Raw genomic sequence first — 20,856 nt, forward strand, 5'->3', positions numbered from 1 at the left:
TTAGACATAAGCCTTACATCCCTAGGAGGTGATGAGGAAAGAATGGATAGGAGAGGAAAAATGGACGACCATAATCATACTAAAGAATTAAAACCAACCATCGAAAACCTTTCAAAAGCGATTTACACGGTCAATCGTCATGCTAAAACCGCGACCGATCCCAAATACCTGTATCTCCTGAAAAAGAAAGCTTTACAAAAGCTCATCAATGAAGGAAAAGGTAAAAAGGTAGGACTTCACTTTTCGAAAAACCCAAAATTCAGCCAGCAACAGTCAGATGTGCTCATTTCTCTCGGAGACTACTTTTTTCACATGCCTCCAACCAAAGAAGACTTCGATAACCTTCCGCACTTAGGTACACTAAATCATTCTTATCGGAATCCAAAAGCTCATATGTCATTGAACATAGCGAAGCAGCTGCTTCAAAACTACACGGGATTGAAGGAGAAGCCGCTCGTCACGAACCGAAAGCGCTCTTCTGCAAAGCCTGTATTCAAGAAGCTTGGCGAAAGTTATTTTTAATCAAAAAAAGCCTCCCGAAGGAGGCTTTTATTTGCTTTGGAAAATATATTTATCAAGCTTTTCAATGAGTTCGTTCAGTTCGGGTTTGCTGATCTGCTCATCTGCCCCGACTTGTTCTCCCTTATGGCGCAGGTCGTCTGTAATAAGCGAAGAAAAAATCAATATCGGCATTCCGGCGCTTAACGGATTGTCTTTTAACAGCTTTGTCAAGCGGTGTCCGTCCATCTGCGGCATCTCAATATCTGTTATCATTAAATCGACTTTTTCCTGAAGCTCTGCGCCGTCCTCGATCAGCGTCATGACGTGGTCATAGGCATCCTTGCCGTTTTCAAACGACATGATGTTATTGTAGCCCGCTTCATTCAGCTTTTCGACTAAAAGGCGCAGCAGCAAAGGTGAATCCTCGACAATGATCAGCTTTTTATCCGTTCTTCTTTTGTCGAACTTCTCATCCCTCATCTGATAAGGATTAATACCTGATTCAGACTCGAGGTCATAAATGATTTTCTCATAATCAGGCAGGAAGATCATCGTTCCTTCAAGCTTGATAATTCCTGTCAAATGCCTTTCCATTCCTTGATTCAACGCTGTCGGCTTTTCGATTTCCCCCCATGACACCCGATGGATCTGCGAAACGGAGCCTGTATGAAAGACGATTTTTCGTTTGTTGAATTCGGTGACAATAAATTTTTCCTGCTTTTCTTCTTCTCCGTGTTCCACATTGAAAAAAGAGAATAGATCGATGACGGGAAGAATTTCGCCGCGCAGGGTGATCATTCCCTCCATATGCCTGTGGGAATGGGGCACTTTTGTGATCCCGACAGGCTGGATGATTTCTCTGACCTTCATGACATTTATACCGAACACATTGTGACCCACTTCAAATTTTACAATTTCTAGTTCATTCGTTCCGGAACTTAATAAAATTTCCTGGTTGTTTAAAGACACTGATATCCCTCTCTATCCTACTTTGTGTTGTACTTTTTATATCGGCGTCTTTATTTAAAAGTTCAAGCTTTTGCTTTTACATTTTGATGGATGACAAGACCGATCAGGGCCAATACAATCAAAGAACCGAAAGCCATCCTGCTCGCTATATTTCCGAGGTCCTTGAACATCAAGGTAATTGAACCGTAAAGAAACGGGCCGAAAATTGAAGAAATTTTTCCGGAAAACGCAAACAGTCCGAAAAACTCGCCCCGTTTTTTCTCCGGCGTCAGTTCAATAATCAGTGTTCTTGACGCAACCCATGTCCCGCCGAGCGCGATGCCAAACAGGCTGCCCGCAATCCAAAACAGCGCTGCCGATGTAGTAAATACAGCGATGAGCAACGAGATGATCAAAATGACGGCAACTGCACTGACCGCCCGTTTTGCCCCGATCCTCTTTGTTACATAGCCCAGAAGAAATGAACCGATGATGCTTGCTACGGTTGAAACAAGATAAAGCAGGATAAATTGTCCCGTCGAAAAACCGATGACGGCCTTGGAATATACCCCCATCATCGCCACAGTCGTGGCAAGCGCGTCATTGAGAAAAAAGTATGCGATCATAAACAGGAAGACCGGACGGTATAATTGAATGTCCTTAAAGGTTTGCACGATTTCCCTGTAGCCGCTGAAAAACGACTTTTTCTCTTTCGGTTCAGGCCTTCTGCGCTCTTTCGTAAAGATAAGATACGGAAGAGAAAAGATCAGAAACAATAGAGCGGACGGAATGAACGCCTTATGAAAATCGTGGTTGCCAACCATCAGGTAGACCGTCAGACCGGCCAGTGTGCCAATGTATCCAACTGCTGTTCCAAATCCGGAAATGAGCGGGATCTCTTCCTTTGTTCCTAAATCAGCCAAAATCGGATCATAGAACACCAGGCTGGAGTGATAAAAAAACTTCGCCGTCACAAACATTATGATAACGAGAATTAAAGATAACGGCAGACCGTAAACCTTCTGTTCAAAGGAAACACCCGCCAAAAGCCCCATGAAGACCGTACAGGCCACGCAAATCATTGTAAACAGCCCGATATATTTTTTCTTTCTCCCCGTCCTGTCAATCATCACTCCGAACAGCGGTGTAAAAATCACGAGCAAAAAGCTTGCGGCGGCGTTTGAGTATGATATAAACGTACTTGCCACCTGATTCATGCTTGCGTTCTCACCGACTGTCTCCTGCAAATAAAAAGGGAAAAAGATCGTGACAATATTTGATGAAAATATCGTATTCGCAAAATCGTACAGAGCCCAGGAGATAATCGGCAGCGTAAGAAACAGCTTTAACCCTTTTTTCGGCGTCTGTTTTCCAGCCCGTTCACGTTCCAGCTCAATCATGATATAGATGCCCCCTATTTTTTAATCCTGACGTCTAACAGCACGCATTTCGGCCGAAAGCGTGCTGTTATTGTATCCGCTATTTTTTTAAAACAATTGTTCCGGCCAGCAAATCGTGGAGCGCTTGTTTCCTCTCAGTGAAAAACGCTAAAATATAACCGATCATTAAAATCGGAGATAAGAAACTTTTTGCCAGAAAACGTCCGGCGGCTTGCCCAAAGGAGATTTTTCCCCCTTCTGTATCCGCCACCCGAATTCCCATGATCTTCTTACCGAGCGTTGCCTGCCATTTGGATGATTCCATCAGCGTGTAATAAAGAAAATAAACAAGAAACGTGAAGACCCCTATAATCGCAAATATTTTTAGAAAGGCGAATAAAGTAATGAGAATTTCCTGTTCTGTTACGATTTCTTGATTTTTCTCCACTATGCGCATGACGTCGGGATCTCCCATAAACATCACTGTTGTAAACACAACTGTGAGTATATATAACGGGACACCGAGAATGACTCCGTCAATAAGAGAAGCTAGAAAGCGGAAGCCGATTCCGGCGTATTCGCTCTCCACTGAAAGAGCGGCTTCTTTTTTACTTAATTCCAATTTACTTCCTCCTAACATCTGACTTCTATATACTACTAAGGTTTGCCGATTTTTATCAATACGTAAAACGTTTTTTTAAGCTTAAATTAATGTATAGCTCACATGATGATCATTGACTTTCAGCGATATCGTGTTACAATAATCAAGGATTTTTTACGAGAAAGGTGTTCATGATGGGAACAATTGTGATGATCAAGGATCACGAATTAACCGTTTTAGAAGATGCAAGCAAAGCGCTGTACACAAAAATGATCAAGGATGCTTCAGACCGCGAAGATGACATTTACATATCATGGAAAGAAGATCTTGATTCAGAATATGGATATTGATCTTCCATATCATAAGGCAATCGCTTGATTGCCTTTTTTCTATCGCGGTTTAGCCGCCGGCCTGCATACCATTTAAAGTTTTGCATATACTTGTTTTAGTTTTCATAAAATTGATTGATTAAAAGATGACAATTTAACTGATGATGGTAAAATAAGATCAACCATAACATTTTTTAAGGTGATGAAAAATGGAACATTTGCTAAATCCAAATGTAAAAGAAATTGAAATTTCGGGAATCCGCAAATTCTCAAATCTTGTATCCCAGTATGAAAACGTAATCTCTTTAACAATCGGCCAGCCTGACTTTTTCACACCCCACCATGTCAAGCAGGCCGCAAAAAAAGCGATAGACGAAAACCATACATCTTACACCCACAACGCGGGCTATCCGGAGCTGAGACAAGCTGTCCAATTGTATATGAAAAAGAAGACCGATTTAAACTATGAAGCCGAGACCGAAATCATCATCACAACGGGTGCCAGCCAGGGGATAGACGCTGCATTCCGCACCATTTTATCGCCGGGCGATGAAGTGATCCTCCCCGGACCGGTCTATCCCGGATATGAACCGATTATCAAGCTGTGCGGCGCAGTACCGGTGATCATTGATACAACGTCTTTCGGGTTTAAGCTGACGGCAAAGCTGATTGAGGAAGCGCTGACCCCTAAAACGAAATGTGTCGTTCTTCCTTATCCGTCAAACCCGACGGGTATGACGCTTTCTGAGGAAGAATTGAAGGAGATCGCTTCCCTTCTGAAAGGGCGGAATGTGTTTGTCCTTTCAGACGAAATATACAGCGAGCTTACCTTTGACAGACCTCATCATTCGATTGCATCGGTTTTAAGAGATCAGACGATCGTCATCGGCGGACTATCCAAATCCCACAGCATGACCGGCTGGAGAATCGGGTTTTTGTTCGCACCTAAAGAAATTGCCAAACATATTTTAAAAGTCCACCAGTACAATGTGTCATGCGCTTCTTCCATTTCTCAAAAAGCGGCTTTGGAAGCCGTCACAAACGGGTTTGATGATTCGCTGATCATGAGGGAGCAGTATAAAAAACGCCTTGACTATGTTTACGATAGGCTTGTGACGATGGGTCTCGATGTCGTCAAGCCGTCCGGAGCGTTTTATATTTTCCCTTCCATTAAATCGCTGGGAATGACTTCCTTCGATTTCTGCACTTCACTTCTTGAGGAAGAGGGGCTTGCGATTGTGCCGGGCAGCTCGTTTTCAGAATATGGGGAAGGCTATGTGAGGATCTCATACGCTTATTCTCCTGATACGCTGCGCGAGGGGCTTGACCGGCTGGAGTCCTTTGTATTCAATAAGCGGCAATCGATTCAGACTACATAAACAACGGCTTTTACGCCGTTGTTTTTTTATATTTATTTTGGAAAAGAAATGATGAAAGTCGTGCCTTTTTCGACTTTGCTTTTTACTTCTATCGTTCCGTTGTGATTTTCGATGATGTTAAAGGTGACCATAAGTCCGAGGCCTGTTCCTTTTTCTTTTGTCGTTAGAAACGGCTCTCCGATTCGCTTGAGGACATGTTCAGGTATCCCTTCGCCTTCATCTTGGACCGTAACGGTTACCGCGTCAGCGGTTTCCTTGACTTCCAAATGGACTGTACCGCCGTCCGGCATTGATTCGACAGCATTTTTAATCAGGTTGATAAACACTTGCTTTAATTGATTTTGATCACCCTTAATAAAGATTTTTTCACCTGACAGTTTTGTATTGATTAATATACCGTTCAAGTTGGCCTGCGTTTCCAAAAGAGCCGTCACTTCGCGGATGAGCCTGATCAGGTCAAGCTTTTCTTTGAGGGCGTTTTGCTGCGGCTTGGCCAGCATGAGAAGCTCGCTTAAGATCAATTCGATTCTGCTTAATTCGGAAAATATAATATCAAAATAATGCTCATTTTCTTCCATCGTCGGCTTCATCAGCTGTAAAAATCCTTTAATAGCAGTGAGCGGATTGCGGATTTCGTGGGCGATTCCGGCTGCCAGCTGACCGGCAATCGACAGTTTTTCAGACCGCAGCATCAGCTCTTCGGTCTGCTTTCGTTCAGAAATGTCCCTTAAGATGACCTGAACTGCCGTTTCGCCGAAAAATGTCGTCGGAATGCAGACCATTTCTGTATAAATGAGCCGTTTTTCAAACGTATACCACGTCTGTTTGATAATTTCTGATTCAGACTGGCGGTCTGTGATTCGTTTGAGCTTCGTTTTCACGCCTTCATGGTCGCATGGATGAAGCTGTTCATAAATATCCTTGCCGATTAAATCTTCATATGTTTTCGCTTCAAACAAGCGGATGCCGGATTCATTCATAAATACCCATTTTCCTTTATGAATCACGGCAATCGTATCAATAGAGTTTTGGATCAAAAGCTGATAGCGTTCTCTGCTTTTTTGCAAAATGGTTTGAAATTTCTTCCTTGACGAAATATCAATGAGCAGCAGAAGCTCCGCTTTTTGGTTTTGAAAAACGGTCGGAGACGCTTTTACTTCAAGGTGAACAAGGGTGCCGTCGAGCTTTTTCCATGTTTGCTCGATCATACCCACTTCAAGCCCTTTCTGCATTCTTTTAATGCGGTTTTTAACAATTTCATGATACTCTTTCTCAATAAAATCATAGGAATACTTTCCGATAATTTGCCGCTTGTGCTCCGCCCCGAGCAGGCTGACCATCGCGTCATTGACATAGACAATTTTTCCTTGAACGCTGATACACAAAGGACTGGGCAAGCCTTCTACCATTGCTTCAAATTCTTCTTTTTCCGGAGCTCCGGCAGGTTCCCCAAGCTCGGCATCCTCTTTTAAAGAGCTGTTCTTCTTAGAGGGACGGTCTTCAAACACTTTCATTTTGAGAACAATTTCCCGTTCTTTTTCTCCAACATGGGTCGTCACAAAATCAATCGATGCTTCGATCCAGATCATCGTATAATCTTTTTTCACAAATCTGAAGGTGCATGGCAGCAAATGATGTTCATTGTAAAAATAACTTTCTACCAGAAAAAGATCGTCTTCGTGTAAATAGTCCTTCAAATACGTACCGATCAGTTCATTCTGCTCGTAGCTTAACAGCTCTTTGCAGTTTGCAGATATGTATATAAAACGGCCGTTTGCTGAAAGGACTGCCTGCAAATTCATATGAGGTTTATATTGCTCAAAACGTTTTGTTTTTTGTTCCATCGTATCCCTCCTTTATACCCTATTCACCACCAGCATTCAATAAAACGATTTTGTTTAAAAGGATTCGCTAAAATACGAGAAATCTCCTTCAAAACTTCTAGCATTCGTCAAATTTTGATAATAAAAAAAGAACACGGATCACGTCCGTGTTCTTTTTTGTCTAATCCTTGCTGTATTTTTTTTGCAGATCGACATAAGCGTTGACGATTTTGGCGGCGATGTTTTTGTTCATCTTCGTTTTATCGTCAATAGACGGGACGACAACGCTGAAGGCAACCTGCGGATTTTCCGATGGGTAATAGCCTGCAAAGGTGATATTGTAAGTTGGTGTGCCCCACCAGCTTCGGTTTGTGCCGTAATATTTCGTTTCAGCAGTTCCGGTTTTGCCTGATACGTCAAGCGAACCGAATGCGCCGGCGGCAGTCCCAGTCTGGGTCACTCTTTTTAATCCTCTCTTGACGATTTCGATGTCGCTATTCGAGTTGTTTATTTTATTCAACACATTGGCGGATCGTTCCTCAACGACAGGTCCGAGCTTTTCGGTTTCAGGCTGGCGGATGCTTTTCACGACTCTTGGCTGAACCCTGTACCCGCCATTTGCAATCGCAGAAATATATTGCGCGAGCTGCAAAGGTGTGTACGTATCATATTGTCCGATAGCTTCATTGAGGATCAGCCCTCCGACTGCATCCGGGGTCGTCTGCATTCCTGCTGACTCCTGCGGTAGATCAATGCCTGTTTTCACGCCGAGCCCGAACTGGCTGTAGTAATTTCTCATTTTATTTAAGTCTTCCTGATCCGCTGGAAGGGCTCCATAAGGTTTATATTTGACACCTGCGATATACATCGCGACATGGAACATATACACGTTCGAACTTTTTTCAAGCGCTCTGACTTCATCGGTCCAGCCGATGCTGTTTCCGGTGTAGGATCCCGTTTCAACACCACCAGCAAAGTGTAACTTTGTATCTAAATAGTGTTGTCCGTGCGGCATGCCGCTTTGATAGCCGGCAAGCACTGTCGCGCCTTTGACCGCCGACCCCATTTCATACTGGGTCGTAAAAGTGCCGATCGCATAATCGGTTATTTTGCCGTCGACGATCCGCTTTCCGGCCATTGACAAGACATCTCCGTTGTTCGGGTCCATCATGACGACGAACGCTCTGTCAAGCATGTAGTTTGAGCCGCGGAACTTGTTCAGCTCTTCTTCAATGATCTTTTCGACTTTCTTTTGGAGCTCTATATCGAACGTCAGCTGCAGATCATAGCCGCGCCTTCCTTCATCGACCGTTTCCTGGCTGACGACCTCGCCCGAACGGTTTTCCGTATATTGCACCTTCGCTTTTTTAGGATTTAAATATTCTTCATACTGATACTCGAGATAGCTTTTTCCGACCCTGTCATTACGGGCGTAACCCCTCGTCAAGTAAAAATCCTGCCGTTCCTTGAGCAGACCCTGCTCAGGTGTTGTAACACCTCCGAAAATTGAGTGCAGCGTCGTTTCGTAAGGGTATTTCCTCGTCCAGTCCATGATGACGTCGACCCCCGGCAGCTCTTCGAGATGCTCGGAAACGCGCGATACTTCTTCATACGTTAAATCGCGGGCAGGAAGCTGTTTTGAAGTTTTTTCATCAAGCAGCTGGGCATCATCTTTTGCCGCTGTTTTCGGATCCATCGCTTTTACAATTTGCGGTTCATAGGCATATCCGCCGGAGAACCTTCTAAAAATCGCCGCTGTTTCAAGCTCCTGCTTATCCTTTTTAAGAGCCTTGATCTCCTCGGCGGGAACCCGGTCAACCTGAAGGGCGTATGTTTTGGCAGACTCCAGTTTTTTCTCATTACTGCTTAAAAGCGCCTCAGCCTTTTTCGGGTGTGCGGCAAGCCAGTAATCTTTCAGGTCTCTCTCTTTCAGAAATGATGTATCAATATCGATCAGTTTTGCGAGTTTTCTCGCCGTGCTGATTTTTTCTTTCGTTTTGGTGCTTGTCATCACCGTATACGTGATCGCCGGAACGCTTTGATTATCGACGACCACCCGGCCGTTTCTATCGTACATTTTGCCGCGCGGAGCCGGATATGACGCGATTTTGGCCTCGGTTTTTGAAGCCTGCCGTTCATATTCCTCTCCGTTGACGATTTGCACAAGTCCAAGCTTCACAATCAACGCAGCAAATAAAGTGAACACCGCAAAGAAATACAAATTAATTCTCCACATGCGTGAGCGCTTGCTTTTTTTTATTTCAGCCGGATCATGTCCAGTTTCAGTCACCCAAAACTCTCTCCTCTCACAATATTCAATTTTTACATAATTAACTAGTCACCTGATATATATTGTAACACTTTTGTAATGGTTGTTACAATCTAAAGTTTTGAAAATGCCTGTCAATCTCTATTTCTATAAAAATTTATCTAACATATTAAAAATTTGGTACGTTTATGACAAGACGTGCAAAACAGCTGCTTGGTGGCACCCTGTCAGCAAAGGATTTTCATTATTATATGTCAAAATTAACAAAAAACCCATGTCAAAGGGAATATATGGATCAAATATTTCAAAAACCCCATGTTATCATGCTAGTGTACCACATAAAACTACAACATTTAGGAGGACCATCATTTATGAAAAAAGCTTTTCTTTTATCAGCTGCTGCTGCAGCATCGATCTTCACGTTCAGCGGCCAGCATGCAGATGCCAAGGAACAGCAGCACGTTCAAGTGAAAACCATCCATTCAATAAATGTTTCTGATCTAGCCGGCAAGCTGAATATTCAAAATGTAGACCAGCTATCTAAAGCTGACCAGGAAAAAATTCAGTCTCTGCTCCGTTCATATATGAAGCAATCAAATCAGCCGAAACCATCCGCGTCTGCTCAACAATCTGCTAAACCAAAAAGCGCGCAAACTCAAAAACAAGAAGCCTCTAAGCCTGCAGCTTCTAAAGAACAGGCTTCAAAGACAAAGCAAGACACGACAACAGCTTCTTCAGTAAGCGCATATGAAAAAGAAGTCGTTGATCTGACAAATGCCGAAAGAAAGAAACAGGGCTTAAAACCACTGACATTGGATGAAAAACTAAGCAGTGTCGCCCGCAAGAAGTCTCAGGATATGAAAGATAAAAACTACTTTGACCACAACAGCCCGACTTATGGTTCGCCATTTGACATGATGAAGAAATTCGGCATCACTTACCGTACAGCCGGCGAGAACATCGCGAAAGGCCAAAGAACGCCTAAAGAAGTCGTACAAGCCTGGATGAACAGTGAAGGTCACAGAAAAAACATTATGAATCCTAACTTTACACATATCGGTGTCGGATATGTGAAAGACGGGAACATCTGGACTCAGCAGTTTATCGGAAAGTAAGCCTGAGCCAACAAAAAACCACTTGCATTCCAAATGGAAAGCAAGTGGTTTTTATTTTACTGATAGTCTGTCCAAAGCTTATAGATGCTCTGTGTGCCGCTGTTTTCTTCGCCTTTTTCCGCGAGCCGGTCATAAAGGGTTTTCGCGAGCTCCAGACCCGGCATTTTCTCTCCCATCAGCTCTGCTTCTTCAAGGGCAATTCCCATATCTTTAATAAAATGCTTAACGTAAAAGCCCGGTTCAAAATCGCCTTTCAGCATCCTTGGCGCAAGATTGGAAAGCGACCAGCTTCCTGCGGCTCCCGTGGTGATGCTCTTTAGGACGTGTTCCGGATCAAGACCTGAAGTTTTGGCGTAGGCCATCGCCTCCGCAACGCCGATCATTCCTGCGGCAATCGCGATTTGGTTGCACATTTTCGTATGCTGCCCGCTGCCTGCCGGCCCCTGATATTGGATGTTTTCACCCATGATTTGAAAAATCGGGAGGCACTCTTCATAAGCTTTGCGCTCTCCGCCGACCATAATGGCGAGCGTTCCGTTACGCGCGCCGATGTCTCCTCCTGATACAGGGGCGTCCAACGCATGAAGCGATCTCTCTTTGGCCGCCGCTTCGATTTTTTTGGCCAGCGATGGCTTCGAGGTTGTCATATCAATGAGGTATGAGCCTTTTTTGGCATTTTCAATAATGCCGCCGCTTCCAAAGTATACATCTTCAACATCCTGCGGATAGCCGACCATCGTAATGATCACATCTGCCGCTTCCGCCAGTTCTTTAACGGAGGATTTCCACTCTGCTCCTTGTTCCAGAAGGCTGTCCGCCTTCTGTTTCGTTCGCGTATAGACGACTACTGGATAGCCTTCTTGTAAAATATGGGACGCCATGCTGTTTCCCATGACTCCGAGGCCGATGAATCCGATTGTTTTTTTCATGCTGTTTCCTCCTTAAATTGCTTTTACCATGCCGCCGTCGATCAACAACGTTTGTCCAGTCATATATGTATTGCGCTCTGATAAAAGAAAGCTTGCATATTGGGCAAAGTCCTCCGGTTTTCCATAAGACCCCAGCGGGATTTGCTTTTCATAGTCTTCTTTGACCTCCTCTTGGGAAAGCCCTGTTTGTTCGGCTTTTTGCCGGTCAAGCTCTGCCACGCGGTCTGTCGCGATTCTTCCCGGCGCCAGCGTGTTAATCAAAATCCGGTGTTCCGCCAGTTCTTCCGCAAGCGATTTTGTGAGACCGACGATACCCATCCGGAACGTATTTGACAAGAGAAGACCCGGAATCGGCTGTTTGACTGATGATGAAGCGATATTGATGATCCGTCCGCCGCTTTTCTTCAGATAAGGCAGAGACTCCCTGATTAAACGAATATAGCTGAGCAGGTGCAGTTCAAACGATGATGTCCAATCTTCGTCTGTGAGATCTAAAAGACCGCCGCCTTTTGGTCCTCCGACATTGTTGACAAGCATATCGATCGATCCATGGGTTTCAGCTGTCTTATGAACAAGAGCTTTAATATCCTCCCCGTTGGCAAGGTCGCATACAACATATGACACCGAACCCCCGCCCAGCACATTCAGTTCTTGTGCGGCATCTTGCAGGGCGGCTTCATTTCTGCCGGACAGCATGATATTGGCGCCTTCTTCAGCAAGCGCGGCGGCGATCGCTTTTCCGAGCCCCTTGCTGCTTGCAGCCACAAGTGCCGTTTTTCCTTTCATCTTTACATCCACAGATATCAGCTCCCTTCTTTTTTATAGTGTACCATGTATAGTCAGAAAATTGGGATTTGGAGAGTAAAAAGAAAACCCCCTCTGACTGCATGAGGGGGCCGGATATTTATACGTTGAATTTGTTAATCGCGTCCAACAGTTCTTTGTTTGCGCTGCTTAGCGTTTCAGTTGATTTCGCAATCGTTTCCAAAGCCGTCAGCTGTTCGTTTGTAGAAGCATTGACTTCTTCCGCGGCCGCGGCCGACTGCTGGGAAATAGCTGAAATGCTTTGGATCGAATCGGTCATTTTCTGCTGTTCATCACTCATCACCGATATCTCTGCGTAAATGTGGTCAATCGATTTGACAAGCGCCTGCATTTCAGCGGTAATTTTGCTGAGCGCTTCTCCTGTCTCATGAATCATGGCATTTTGCTCTTCATTCATCTTGCTGGCTTCCGTCATGGCAGAAACGGCTTCTTTTGTTTCCAGCTGAATTTGCTTGACGGTTTCATTGATATGCTGTGAAGATGCAGCCGATTGTTCGGCGAGCTTTCTGACTTCTTCCGCTACGACGGCGAAGCCGCGTCCGCTCTCTCCCGCCCGTGCAGCCTCTATGCTCGCATTAAGGGCAAGCAGGTTGGTCTGGTCGGAGATTGCCGAAATCGCTGTGACGACTTCTTCAATATTTTTCGTTTTTTCTTCGAGCTTTTGAAGCATTTGCTCTACTTTTTTCGTTTCCGCATTGGCTTCATTCGACTTTGCCAAAAGCTGTCCAAGCGCATCAATTCCCTGATAGCTCGCATCCTCTGACGTTCTTGAAAGCTTCTGAATGCTGTCGGCATGGTTCTCGATTTCTTTAATTTTGACGGACAGCCGCTCAGACTTCTCATTTACGGTTTCAACTTCTGCCGCCTGTTCTGTCGCTCCTGAAGCCACTTCTTCAATCGCCTCGGCGATTTCGTTGCTCGTTGATACCGTTTCCTCAGAAACAACGCTCAACTGGTCGGTCGATTCCGATACTTTTCCGGAAGATGCCCTGACTTTAAGAATCATCTCCTTCATATGGTCGACCATTTTGTTAAAGTCCTTTGTCAGCGTTCCGATTTCGTCTTTTGATTTGACGGCAGTTTGTACGGTTAAATCTCCTTCAGCGACAGCTTTTGTCTTGGCAATGAGCTGCTTGACCGGACCGGTAATCGTTTTGGCCAGGAAGTAGCTTAACAGAATCGCGGCAGCCAGAGCAATGACTGAAATCATGATCACCATTTTGTTCATTTCATCAGCGACCCAAAGCAGTTTTTTGGTTTCAAATTGCGTACCGATTTTCCAGCCTGTACCGCCGGCGGTCTGATAAGCGATCACACTGTCTTTTCCTATCTTTATGCCGTCCTTTGCAGAGAGGATGCCTTTGTATGTCTGATCCTGAGACATATCCTCGCCCTGTTTTGACGGATGCGCCAGCATCGTGCCGTTTTGATCGATTAAGAATGCATATCCGTCATAGGGCATTTTTTGGTTTTCAATGATTTTGTTGATTGATTCTAATGAAAGGTCAAAGCCGACGACGCCTTTTACTTTTTGATCAACGACGATCGCTTTTGCCGCCGTAATGATCATCTCCCCGGAAACCGCGTCTTTGTATGGCTCAGTCCAGACGACGCTGTCCGGTTTTTTTTCGGCTTCGGCATACCATGGTCTCTCAGCCGGATGATAATCTTTTGCGAATGTTGTTTTCGGAAATGTAAACATTTCCTTTTTATCAGTGCCTATATAGGCTAAATTGACAAACTCATCTTTCTCTTTTACTTGTTTTAATTCATCGCTGACAAGCTGCGTGATATTGTTGTTCCTATCCTTGATAAACGTTTGGGCCATTTGCCCGTCGCTGATGCGCTTCAGGACTGTTTCATAGTTTTCCAGCTGAAGCTCGATGTTTCCTTTAAGCGAACCGAGCAGGCTTGAAGTAGAATCTTTCGCCTCTTCCTGAAGCATCGATTTGAGGATAAATGTTGTTGATAATTGGAGAATGACCACTGTCAGAATCAGCATGACAGCAACGAATCCCGCAATTTTAATGTGCAGTTTTTTAAACACGCGACCCCCTCCTTTTTCATACACTTTCATCCTTTTTATCGGCTTTCGCTCCTCATCATTTAAGACAGGACGAAAAAATATCTTTATAATGGAAGGAAATGAAAAAGGGGTGATGGATGATCCGTAAGCAGATCTATGTCGATGCAGGCGCTTCTTATCAAAAGGTGGAGATCCGCAATTATTCATATGAAGATATTCCGGCTTTGATTTCTTTGCAAAAAGAATGCTTTCCCCCGCCTTTTCCAGAAGAGCTTTTATGGAATGAAAAACAGCTGCGCTCCTATGTTGATGTGTTTCAGGAAGGTGCGCTTTGCGCGGTCGCCGCCGGGAGAATCATTGGTTCAATGACAGGTCTGATCGTCCATTTTGATCCGGACCATCCCCGCCATAAATGGGAAGAGGTGACTGATCACGGATACATCCGGAATCACGTGAGCAGAGGAAATTCCCTTTATGTCGTTGATATTTCCGTCTCTCCCAGCTACCGGAAGCTCGGAATCGGAAAATGGCTGATGCAAACCATGTATGAATTAACGGTGTTTAAAGGGCTTGAAAGGCTGTTGGGGGGCGGACGAATCCCCCACTACCATCAATCAGCTGAAAGCCTGTCGCCGGAACAGTATGTGCAGGCTGTTTTGGACGGCAAAAAACGGGATCCTGTCCTTTCATTTCTTCTGCATTGCGGACGGTCGCCTCTTTGCATCATTCCGGACTACCTTGATGATGAAGAATCGCTTGGCCATGCGGTCCTTATGGAGTGGAAAAATCCTTTTTATCATGATCGGCAATAAAAATCCCCCCCTGTTTCTATAAGAAACAGAGGTTCCTTATTTCAAAAACGGCACTGATGGTAGTGAAACAGAGCCCGTTTGGGAAGAATGGGCTCTGTTATGTAAAATATTCGATTTTGGATTCGGGGAAATACCTGTCGACATATGATTCCAATGCGCTCCGCAGCTCCTGTTCTTCATCTTTTTGATAAATGTATTTGCCGATCCCGTATCTTCCCCATTTGTAGCGGCGCTTTTCTTCGTCAAGTTCGAGCTTTGTTTTCGGATAGTTTTTTTCGATGACGCGCTTGGCCGGCTTTGTAAACCTATGCTGAATCATTTCAAATGTAATATCATTCCTGACATGCTGCGGCAGTGCATGGTCCAGTTTTTCGAGCAGCATCCTGTACCCTTCCTGCCAGCCTTCATGAATGTAAATAGGCGCGATGATGAAGCCGAGCGGATAGCCTGCTTCAGCGACTTTCACGGCTGCTTCAATCCGTTTGTCCAGGGGAGATGTGCCTGGTTCAAAGTTTTTAATGACATAATCGGCGTTGACGCTGAATCTGAACCTTGTTTTGCCGTTATGCTTCGCATCAAGCAAATGGTCGACGTGGTGGAATTTCGTGACAAAACGCAATTTGCCGAGATCGGTTTGTCCAAAATGCTCGATCGCGCGTTTTAATGTATGTGTTAAATGGTCGATCCCGACAATATCTGACGTACAGGACGCTTCAAATTTCGTCTCCTGTGGAGCCCGTTCCTTCATATATTGATCGGCTTGATCAAGAATTTCCTCAACATTGACATATGTCCTGATATAGGGCTTGCTCCCCATTGTCGTTTGCAGATAGCAGTAGTGACAGTGCCCCATGCAGCCGGTCGCAAAAGGGATCGCATATTCTGCGGAAGGTTTTGATGAGTCAAATTTCAACGTTTTTCTGACGCCGATGACCAGTGTCGATTTTGCATTCCGGTATTTTTGCAGGTGGCCTTCTCCGGGAATATTCCGCACCTGATTGTGTGAAGTCGTTTCTCTGATTTCAAGGCCCATGCGGGAAAATTTATCTCGCAGCTCTATTCCGAGGGGATATTCTAAAGCGCGGGGCTCTATATAAACAAGCTGGGGAACAAATGGTTTGACCATCGGAAACAGACACATCCTTTAACTTATTTCCCATACTTTTTGCAAAATGCCGTTTCCTTATGCGAAAAGAAGATTATTCAAATAAATCGCGATACAGCCGTTCGGCCTCTTCGTATGAAGAAAAAACGGCATCATCCTCGGCAAACGCGTGATATGTATCATAAATAAACAAAGCCAGCTCGCCTTCGTGGATCGGGTGTTCGACAACTTCGGCTTCCTTAATATGAGCGACGCTCGCCGCATGCGGGTTCCTGTAGATGACATATACGCGGTCCCCCGCCTTGATATTTTGCTTTGACATGAAAAAACTCCTTCCTGTTTGCATCAGCATATATTATCTCCCCGCAACCAGAAGTTGATGCAACACACAAAAAACCCAGACAGCGTAAATGCCGTCTGGGTTCAGATGTCAATTAAGACAATTTGAAGTTTTCTTTTACGAATTGGACAACTTCTTCTGTTGTGCTCATAGAGAGAATCTGTTCTTTAAAAGATTCGGTCTCTTTCTTAGAAAGCTTGCTGATTTGCGTTCTTGCCGGAAGGATTGATGTCGCACTCATTGAGAACTCGTCCAGTCCAAGGCCGAGAAGAATCGGAATCGCAATTTCATCTCCTGCCATTTCTCCGCACATGCCAACCCATTTTCCTTCTTTATGAGCCGCTTCAATAACAAGCGTAATTAGGCGCAGAATCGCTGGGTTGTATGGCTGATAAAGGTATGACACCTGTTCATTCATCCGGTCAGCAGCCATCGTGTATTGAATCAGGTCATTTGTTCCGATGCTGAAGAAATCGACTTCTTTGGCGAACTGATCGGCGATCACCGCAGTAGCCGGAATTTCCACCATCATACCGACTTCGATGTCATCGGACACTTGATGGCCTTCAGCTTGAAGCTTTTCTTTTTCTTCAAGAAGAACCGCTTTCGCTTGCCTAAATTCATTGACCGTCGCGATCATAGGGAACATAATCTTCAGGTTTCCATATGTACTTGCCCGAAGCAGTGCGCGCAGCTGCGTTCTGAAAATCTCCTGCTCATCCAAGCAAAGACGGATGGCCCTGTAACCTAAGAAAGGGTTCATTTCTTTTGGCAGCTCTAAATATGGAAGCTCTTTGTCTCCGCCGATATCAAGGGTACGAACGACAACTGACTTGCCTCCCATACGCTCAAGAACGGTTTTATAGGCATCAAATTGTTCTTCTTCAGTCGGAAGCTGGTCTCTGCCCATATAAAGAAACTCTGTACGGTAGAGTCCGACGGCTTCGCCTCCATTTTCAAGAACGCCTTTGACATCGTCAGGCGTACCGATGTTGGCGGCAAGCTCAACATGGTGACCGTCATTTGTTACAGTCGGTTCATTGACAAGCTTCGCCCATTCCGCTTTTTGCTCCAAAAACTTTTGGTGCTTTTGCTCATATTGGCTGATGACGTCCTGTGAAGGATCAATGATTACATCGCCGTTGATGCCGTCGACGATGACTGTCACGCCGTTTTGAATTTCTTTAGTCACCGCTTTTGTACCGACAACCGCAGGAATTTCCAAAGAGCGCGCCATAATGGCTGAATGGGATGTGCGTCCGCCGATGTCTGTTGTAAACCCTTTTACAAAACGGCGGTTCAATTGCGCTGTGTCAGACGGAGTCAAGTCTCCTGAAACGATGATGACTTCTTCAGAAATCAGGCTCGGATTCGGAATCTCTACGCCGAGAAGGTGTCCTGTGACACGCTTTGTGACATCACGGATGTCTGCGGCGCGTTCTTTCATATATTCGTTGTCCATTGATTCGAACATGGAAACGAACATGTCAGCCGTCTCTTTCAAAGCGAATTCCGCATTAACGGAATCGGATTTGATTTTGTCTTTTATAGGATTTAAAAGTTCAGGATCGCTTAATACTAAAAGATGTGCGGAGAAGATTTCTGCTTTATCTTCGCCAAGCTCTTTTAACGCATGATTTTTAATAGTTTCAAGCTCTTGTTTGGAATTCTCGATTGCTTGTTCAAAACGATTTACTTCCGCCTCAAGGTCAGAGATGTTTTTCTTTTCAACCGTTAGATCAGGTTCTTCCAGCCGATATGCTTTTGCAATCGCAATACCGGCTGAAGCGCCTATTCCTTTCAATTCAAGCATTACTCGCCTAGTCCTTCGCTTTTCATTGTATCTTCAAGAGCGGCAAGTGCATCATTTTCGTCAGCGCCTGAAGCAGAAATCGTAATTTCGGCACCTTTCGCAATACCAAGTGACATAACACCCATAATCGATTTTAGGTTTACAGTTTTGCCGTTATATTCCAAATTGATATCAGCATCATATTTGCTTGCTGTTTGTACAAGAACAGTCGCTGGACGCGCGTGGATACCAGAATCTGCAGTTACTTTAAAAGTTTTTTGTGCCATTTTTATCAATCTCCTTTTAATTTAAAGCTTTTAATACATTCACAATATTATATCATACAGCCGTACGTGTCATCTGACAAGTACGGCCATTTTATGAACTTATTTTTCAATGCGGACGATGTCTTCCTGTGTCAGGCTGACAGAGCCCTCCGCCTGCAAGTGTACACTTGCTCCTTCTTGCAGGTTTGTGAAGATGATCGGCGTCATGAGAGAAGGCACTTGATCCTTCACTTTCTCAATATCGACTTCAAGCAGCTTCTGTCCAGGCTCAACACGGTCCCCTTCGGAAACAAATGATGTGAAGCCTTCGCCTTTTAAGCCGACCGTATCGATTCCAAAGTGGATCAGAATTTCTCTGCCGCCGTCTGATTGCAGGCCGATCGCGTGTTTTGTCGGGAAGACATTCAACACTTTCCCTTTTACAGGAGAAACGACCGTGCCTTCTGATGGAAGGATGGCAAATCCGTCGCCCATCATTTTTCCTGAGAATACTTGGTCAGGCACGTCAGTAATCGGATGAATCTCTCCGGCAAGCGGTGAAACAAACACTTCTTCACCCGCTTCATTTTGAAGCGGTTCTACCATGACCTCTTCAACCTGCTGCTCGACTTCATCGCCGGCGACAGGAGCTTTTTCAGGTCTTGGCGTGCGTCCTGACATAATATCCTGCATTTGCGATTTTAAATTGTCTGATTTTGGTCCGAAGATGGCCTGAATGTTATTGCCCACTTCGAGAACCCCTGATGCGCCAAGCTGTTTCAAGCGTTCTTTGTCAACCTTTTTCTGATCATTGACCGTTACACGCAATCTTGTGATACACGCATCAAGGTGCTTGATGTTTTCTTTATCTCCCATTGCCGCAAGAATTTCATACGGCAGATCACCGGCTGATTCTCCGCCTTTTTCGGAAGATGATTCAGCTTCGGCATCCTCGCGTCCCGGCGTTTTCAAGTTAAACTTGCGGATCGCAAATCGGAATCCGAAGTAATAAATAACGGCAAGCACCAAGCCGACAGGGATGACAAGCCACCAAGCGGTACGGTTAGGCAGAATTCCGAACAGGAAGAAATCGATCAGCCCGCCGGAGAACGTCATACCGATTTTGATATTCAAGATGTCCATGATCATGAAAGACAGACCGGCAAACACACAGTGAATCGCAAAAAGAATCGGCGCGACGAACAAGAATGAAAATTCAAGCGGTTCAGTGATACCTGTTAAGAAAGATGTCAATGCGGCTGAACCCATGATGCCGGCAACAAGCTTTTTGTTCTTCGGTTTTGCCTCATGATAAATCGCAAGCGCTGCGGCAGGCAGACCGAACATCATAAACGGATATTTACCGGTCATAAACGTTCCGGCTGTCAATTGGACGCCGTCTTTAATTTGCGCCATGAAAATCCGCTGGTCACCGCGGACGATTTCTCCGGCTTTATTGGTATAGCTGAAAAACTCATACCAGAACGGAGAATAGAAAATGTGGTGCAGGCCGAAAGGAATCAGCGCACGCTCGATAATACCAAAGACAAACGCGGCAAGCGCTTCATTGGCTGCAAGCAGTCCGTTTGAGAAGCCGTTAAGAGCTCCCTGGATCGGCGGCCAGACGATCAGCATGATCAAGCCGAGGATCAAGGCGCAGACAGATGTGACAATCGGCACAAAACGCTTACCGGCAAAGAATCCCAAGTATTGCGGAAGCTCGATCTTGAAGAATTTGTTGTACATGGCGGCAGCCAGCACCCCGACGATAATACCGCCGAACACCCCGGTTGCCAGTGTCGGAATGCCGAGCATTGTCGTATATGCCGGATGGTTTTCCGCGAAAAATTTCGCTCTTTCAACTGCATCGCTCGGAATTGATCCGTTTTGTAAAAGAACGGCGCTCATCGTGACATTCATGACAAGATATCCGATAATAGCGGCAATCCCTGCGACACCGTCGCCATTTGCCAGACCGATGGCGACACCGACCGCAAACAGGAGCGGCAAGTTGGAGAAGACGATGTCTCCCGAATTTTCCATAACTTTCGCAACGAGCTGGATCGTGCCATTGGTTAAAAACGGCGCGACCTTCGTCATTTGCGGATTTTGCATGGCGTTACCCAGGGCAAGCAGGATTCCTGCAGCCGGCAAAATCGCAACAGGCAGCATAAGCGCCCGTCCAATTTTCTGGAGCACGCCGAATAGCGATTTAAACATGATGTTTACCCCCTCTAAGGATAGTTTGACCTTACAGCAAAAAAAACATGACAAACTCGTTCAAAAGACGACTTTTTTTCAATTTAACCGTTTACATTTCCTTTTTTAAACGTCAAAAAAGGCATGGTGAAAGCGGGTACATCAAGAAACGAAAGACAGCATCTTCATTTCTTCCCTTTTTTCACTCATGCCTGATC

Annotated in this window: 17 protein-coding genes and 2 pseudogenes; 5 read left to right on the forward strand and 14 right to left on the reverse strand. The window is 45.0% G+C overall.

Going from position 1 to position 20,856, the window contains the following annotated elements:
- Nucleotides 1-60: 60 nt before the first annotated feature.
- Entirely contained in the window at nucleotides 61-522 is a 462-nt protein-coding gene (locus BTR1S_RS03835) for a YkyB family protein (protein WP_006638395.1), read from the forward strand.
- Nucleotides 523-549: 27 nt separating this feature from the next.
- Here the strand turns inward: BTR1S_RS03835 and BTR1S_RS03840 are convergent, their stop codons facing one another.
- The 3 genes from BTR1S_RS03840 to BTR1S_RS03850 all read right to left on the reverse strand — a co-directional run bounded on the left by BTR1S_RS03840 (nucleotide 550) and on the right by BTR1S_RS03850 (nucleotide 3,450).
- Complete coding sequence (locus BTR1S_RS03840) at nucleotides 550-1,470, reverse strand: chemotaxis protein (protein WP_006638396.1); 921 nt, start codon at nucleotides 1,468-1,470, stop codon at nucleotides 550-552.
- 62 nt (nucleotides 1,471-1,532) lie between these two features.
- Nucleotides 1,533-2,849, reverse strand: a complete 1,317-nt coding sequence (locus tag BTR1S_RS03845; RefSeq protein WP_006638397.1) for an MFS transporter — start codon at nucleotides 2,847-2,849, stop codon at nucleotides 1,533-1,535.
- Nucleotides 2,850-2,928: 79 nt separating this feature from the next.
- Nucleotides 2,929-3,450, reverse strand: coding sequence for an RDD family protein (locus BTR1S_RS03850; protein WP_006638398.1), 522 nt, complete (start codon nucleotides 3,448-3,450; stop codon nucleotides 2,929-2,931).
- A 173-nt stretch (nucleotides 3,451-3,623) separates the two neighbouring features.
- Between BTR1S_RS03850 and BTR1S_RS22700 the strand changes: the two genes are divergently transcribed.
- Both BTR1S_RS22700 and BTR1S_RS03855 read left to right on the forward strand, forming a co-directional pair.
- Nucleotides 3,624-3,779, forward strand: a complete 156-nt coding sequence (locus tag BTR1S_RS22700) for a protein YkzT (RefSeq protein WP_162148085.1) — start codon at nucleotides 3,624-3,626, stop codon at nucleotides 3,777-3,779.
- Nucleotides 3,780-3,967: 188 nt separating this feature from the next.
- Nucleotides 3,968-5,148: pseudogene (locus tag BTR1S_RS03855) on the forward strand (aminotransferase A); the annotation flags it as partial.
- 21 nt (nucleotides 5,149-5,169) lie between these two features.
- On the opposite strand, the gene BTR1S_RS03860 reads toward BTR1S_RS03855, so the two are convergent.
- The gene (locus tag BTR1S_RS03860) at nucleotides 5,170-6,981 is read right to left on the reverse strand and encodes a PAS domain-containing protein (RefSeq protein WP_006638401.1); all 1,812 of its coding nucleotides are present in this window, start codon (nucleotides 6,979-6,981) and stop codon (nucleotides 5,170-5,172) included.
- A 160-nt stretch (nucleotides 6,982-7,141) separates the two neighbouring features.
- Nucleotides 7,142-9,250: a peptidoglycan D,D-transpeptidase FtsI family protein gene (locus tag BTR1S_RS03865; protein ID WP_006638402.1), complete on the reverse strand. Its 2,109-nt coding sequence runs from the start codon at nucleotides 9,248-9,250 to the stop codon at nucleotides 7,142-7,144.
- 350 nt (nucleotides 9,251-9,600) lie between these two features.
- On the opposite strand from BTR1S_RS03865, the gene BTR1S_RS03870 reads away from it, so the two are divergent.
- Nucleotides 9,601-10,344, forward strand: coding sequence for a CAP domain-containing protein (locus tag BTR1S_RS03870; RefSeq protein ID WP_006638403.1), 744 nt, complete (start codon nucleotides 9,601-9,603; stop codon nucleotides 10,342-10,344).
- 56 nt (nucleotides 10,345-10,400) lie between these two features.
- Here BTR1S_RS03870 and BTR1S_RS22375 read toward each other — a convergent pair whose 3' ends face one another.
- From BTR1S_RS22375 to BTR1S_RS23685, 4 genes and pseudogenes are all read right to left on the reverse strand, one after another.
- Nucleotides 10,401-11,273 carry an NAD(P)-dependent oxidoreductase gene (locus BTR1S_RS22375; protein WP_006638404.1) on the reverse strand — a complete coding sequence of 291 codons (873 nt, stop codon included), beginning with the start codon at nucleotides 11,271-11,273 and terminating at the stop codon, nucleotides 10,401-10,403.
- A gap of 12 nt (nucleotides 11,274-11,285) precedes the next feature.
- On the reverse strand, nucleotides 11,286-12,071 hold the full coding sequence (locus BTR1S_RS22380; protein WP_029418566.1) for an SDR family oxidoreductase: 786 nt from the start codon (nucleotides 12,069-12,071) through the stop codon (nucleotides 11,286-11,288).
- A gap of 106 nt (nucleotides 12,072-12,177) precedes the next feature.
- Nucleotides 12,178-13,125, reverse strand: coding sequence for a methyl-accepting chemotaxis protein (locus tag BTR1S_RS23680; protein WP_373926317.1), 948 nt, complete (start codon nucleotides 13,123-13,125; stop codon nucleotides 12,178-12,180).
- Nucleotides 13,120-14,331 (reverse strand): annotated as a pseudogene (locus BTR1S_RS23685) (HAMP domain-containing protein); the annotation flags it as partial. The pseudogene BTR1S_RS23685 and the gene BTR1S_RS23680, both read right to left, overlap by 6 nt.
- Here BTR1S_RS23685 and BTR1S_RS03890 point away from each other — a divergent pair.
- Nucleotides 14,262-14,936: a GNAT family N-acetyltransferase gene (locus tag BTR1S_RS03890; protein ID WP_029418568.1), complete on the forward strand. Its 675-nt coding sequence runs from the start codon at nucleotides 14,262-14,264 to the stop codon at nucleotides 14,934-14,936. The pseudogene BTR1S_RS23685 and the gene BTR1S_RS03890 sit on opposite strands and share 70 nt — an antisense overlap.
- A gap of 97 nt (nucleotides 14,937-15,033) precedes the next feature.
- Here the strand turns inward: BTR1S_RS03890 and splB are convergent, their stop codons facing one another.
- The 5 genes from splB to ptsG form a co-directional block, all read right to left on the reverse strand.
- Complete coding sequence (splB, locus tag BTR1S_RS03895) at nucleotides 15,034-16,062, reverse strand: spore photoproduct lyase (RefSeq protein ID WP_006638408.1); 1,029 nt, start codon at nucleotides 16,060-16,062, stop codon at nucleotides 15,034-15,036.
- A 73-nt stretch (nucleotides 16,063-16,135) separates the two neighbouring features.
- The gene (gene splA, locus BTR1S_RS03900; protein ID WP_029418569.1) at nucleotides 16,136-16,363 is read right to left on the reverse strand and encodes a splAB operon transcriptional regulator SplA; all 228 of its coding nucleotides are present in this window, start codon (nucleotides 16,361-16,363) and stop codon (nucleotides 16,136-16,138) included.
- Between the two features lie 112 nt (nucleotides 16,364-16,475).
- Nucleotides 16,476-18,194: a phosphoenolpyruvate--protein phosphotransferase gene (gene ptsP, locus BTR1S_RS03905; protein ID WP_006638410.1), complete on the reverse strand. Its 1,719-nt coding sequence runs from the start codon at nucleotides 18,192-18,194 to the stop codon at nucleotides 16,476-16,478.
- Nucleotides 18,194-18,460, reverse strand: coding sequence for a phosphocarrier protein HPr (locus tag BTR1S_RS03910; RefSeq protein ID WP_006638411.1), 267 nt, complete (start codon nucleotides 18,458-18,460; stop codon nucleotides 18,194-18,196). The genes ptsP and BTR1S_RS03910 overlap by 1 nt, the downstream gene beginning before the upstream one ends.
- Nucleotides 18,461-18,559: 99 nt before the next feature.
- Nucleotides 18,560-20,659: a glucose-specific PTS transporter subunit IIBC gene (gene ptsG, locus BTR1S_RS03915; protein WP_029418570.1), complete on the reverse strand. Its 2,100-nt coding sequence runs from the start codon at nucleotides 20,657-20,659 to the stop codon at nucleotides 18,560-18,562.
- Nucleotides 20,660-20,856 lie beyond the last annotated feature (197 nt).

The sequence above is a fragment of the Bacillus sonorensis NBRC 101234 = KCTC 13918 genome, assembly GCF_001592005.1.
Lineage (GTDB): Bacteria > Bacillota > Bacilli > Bacillales > Bacillaceae > Bacillus > Bacillus sonorensis.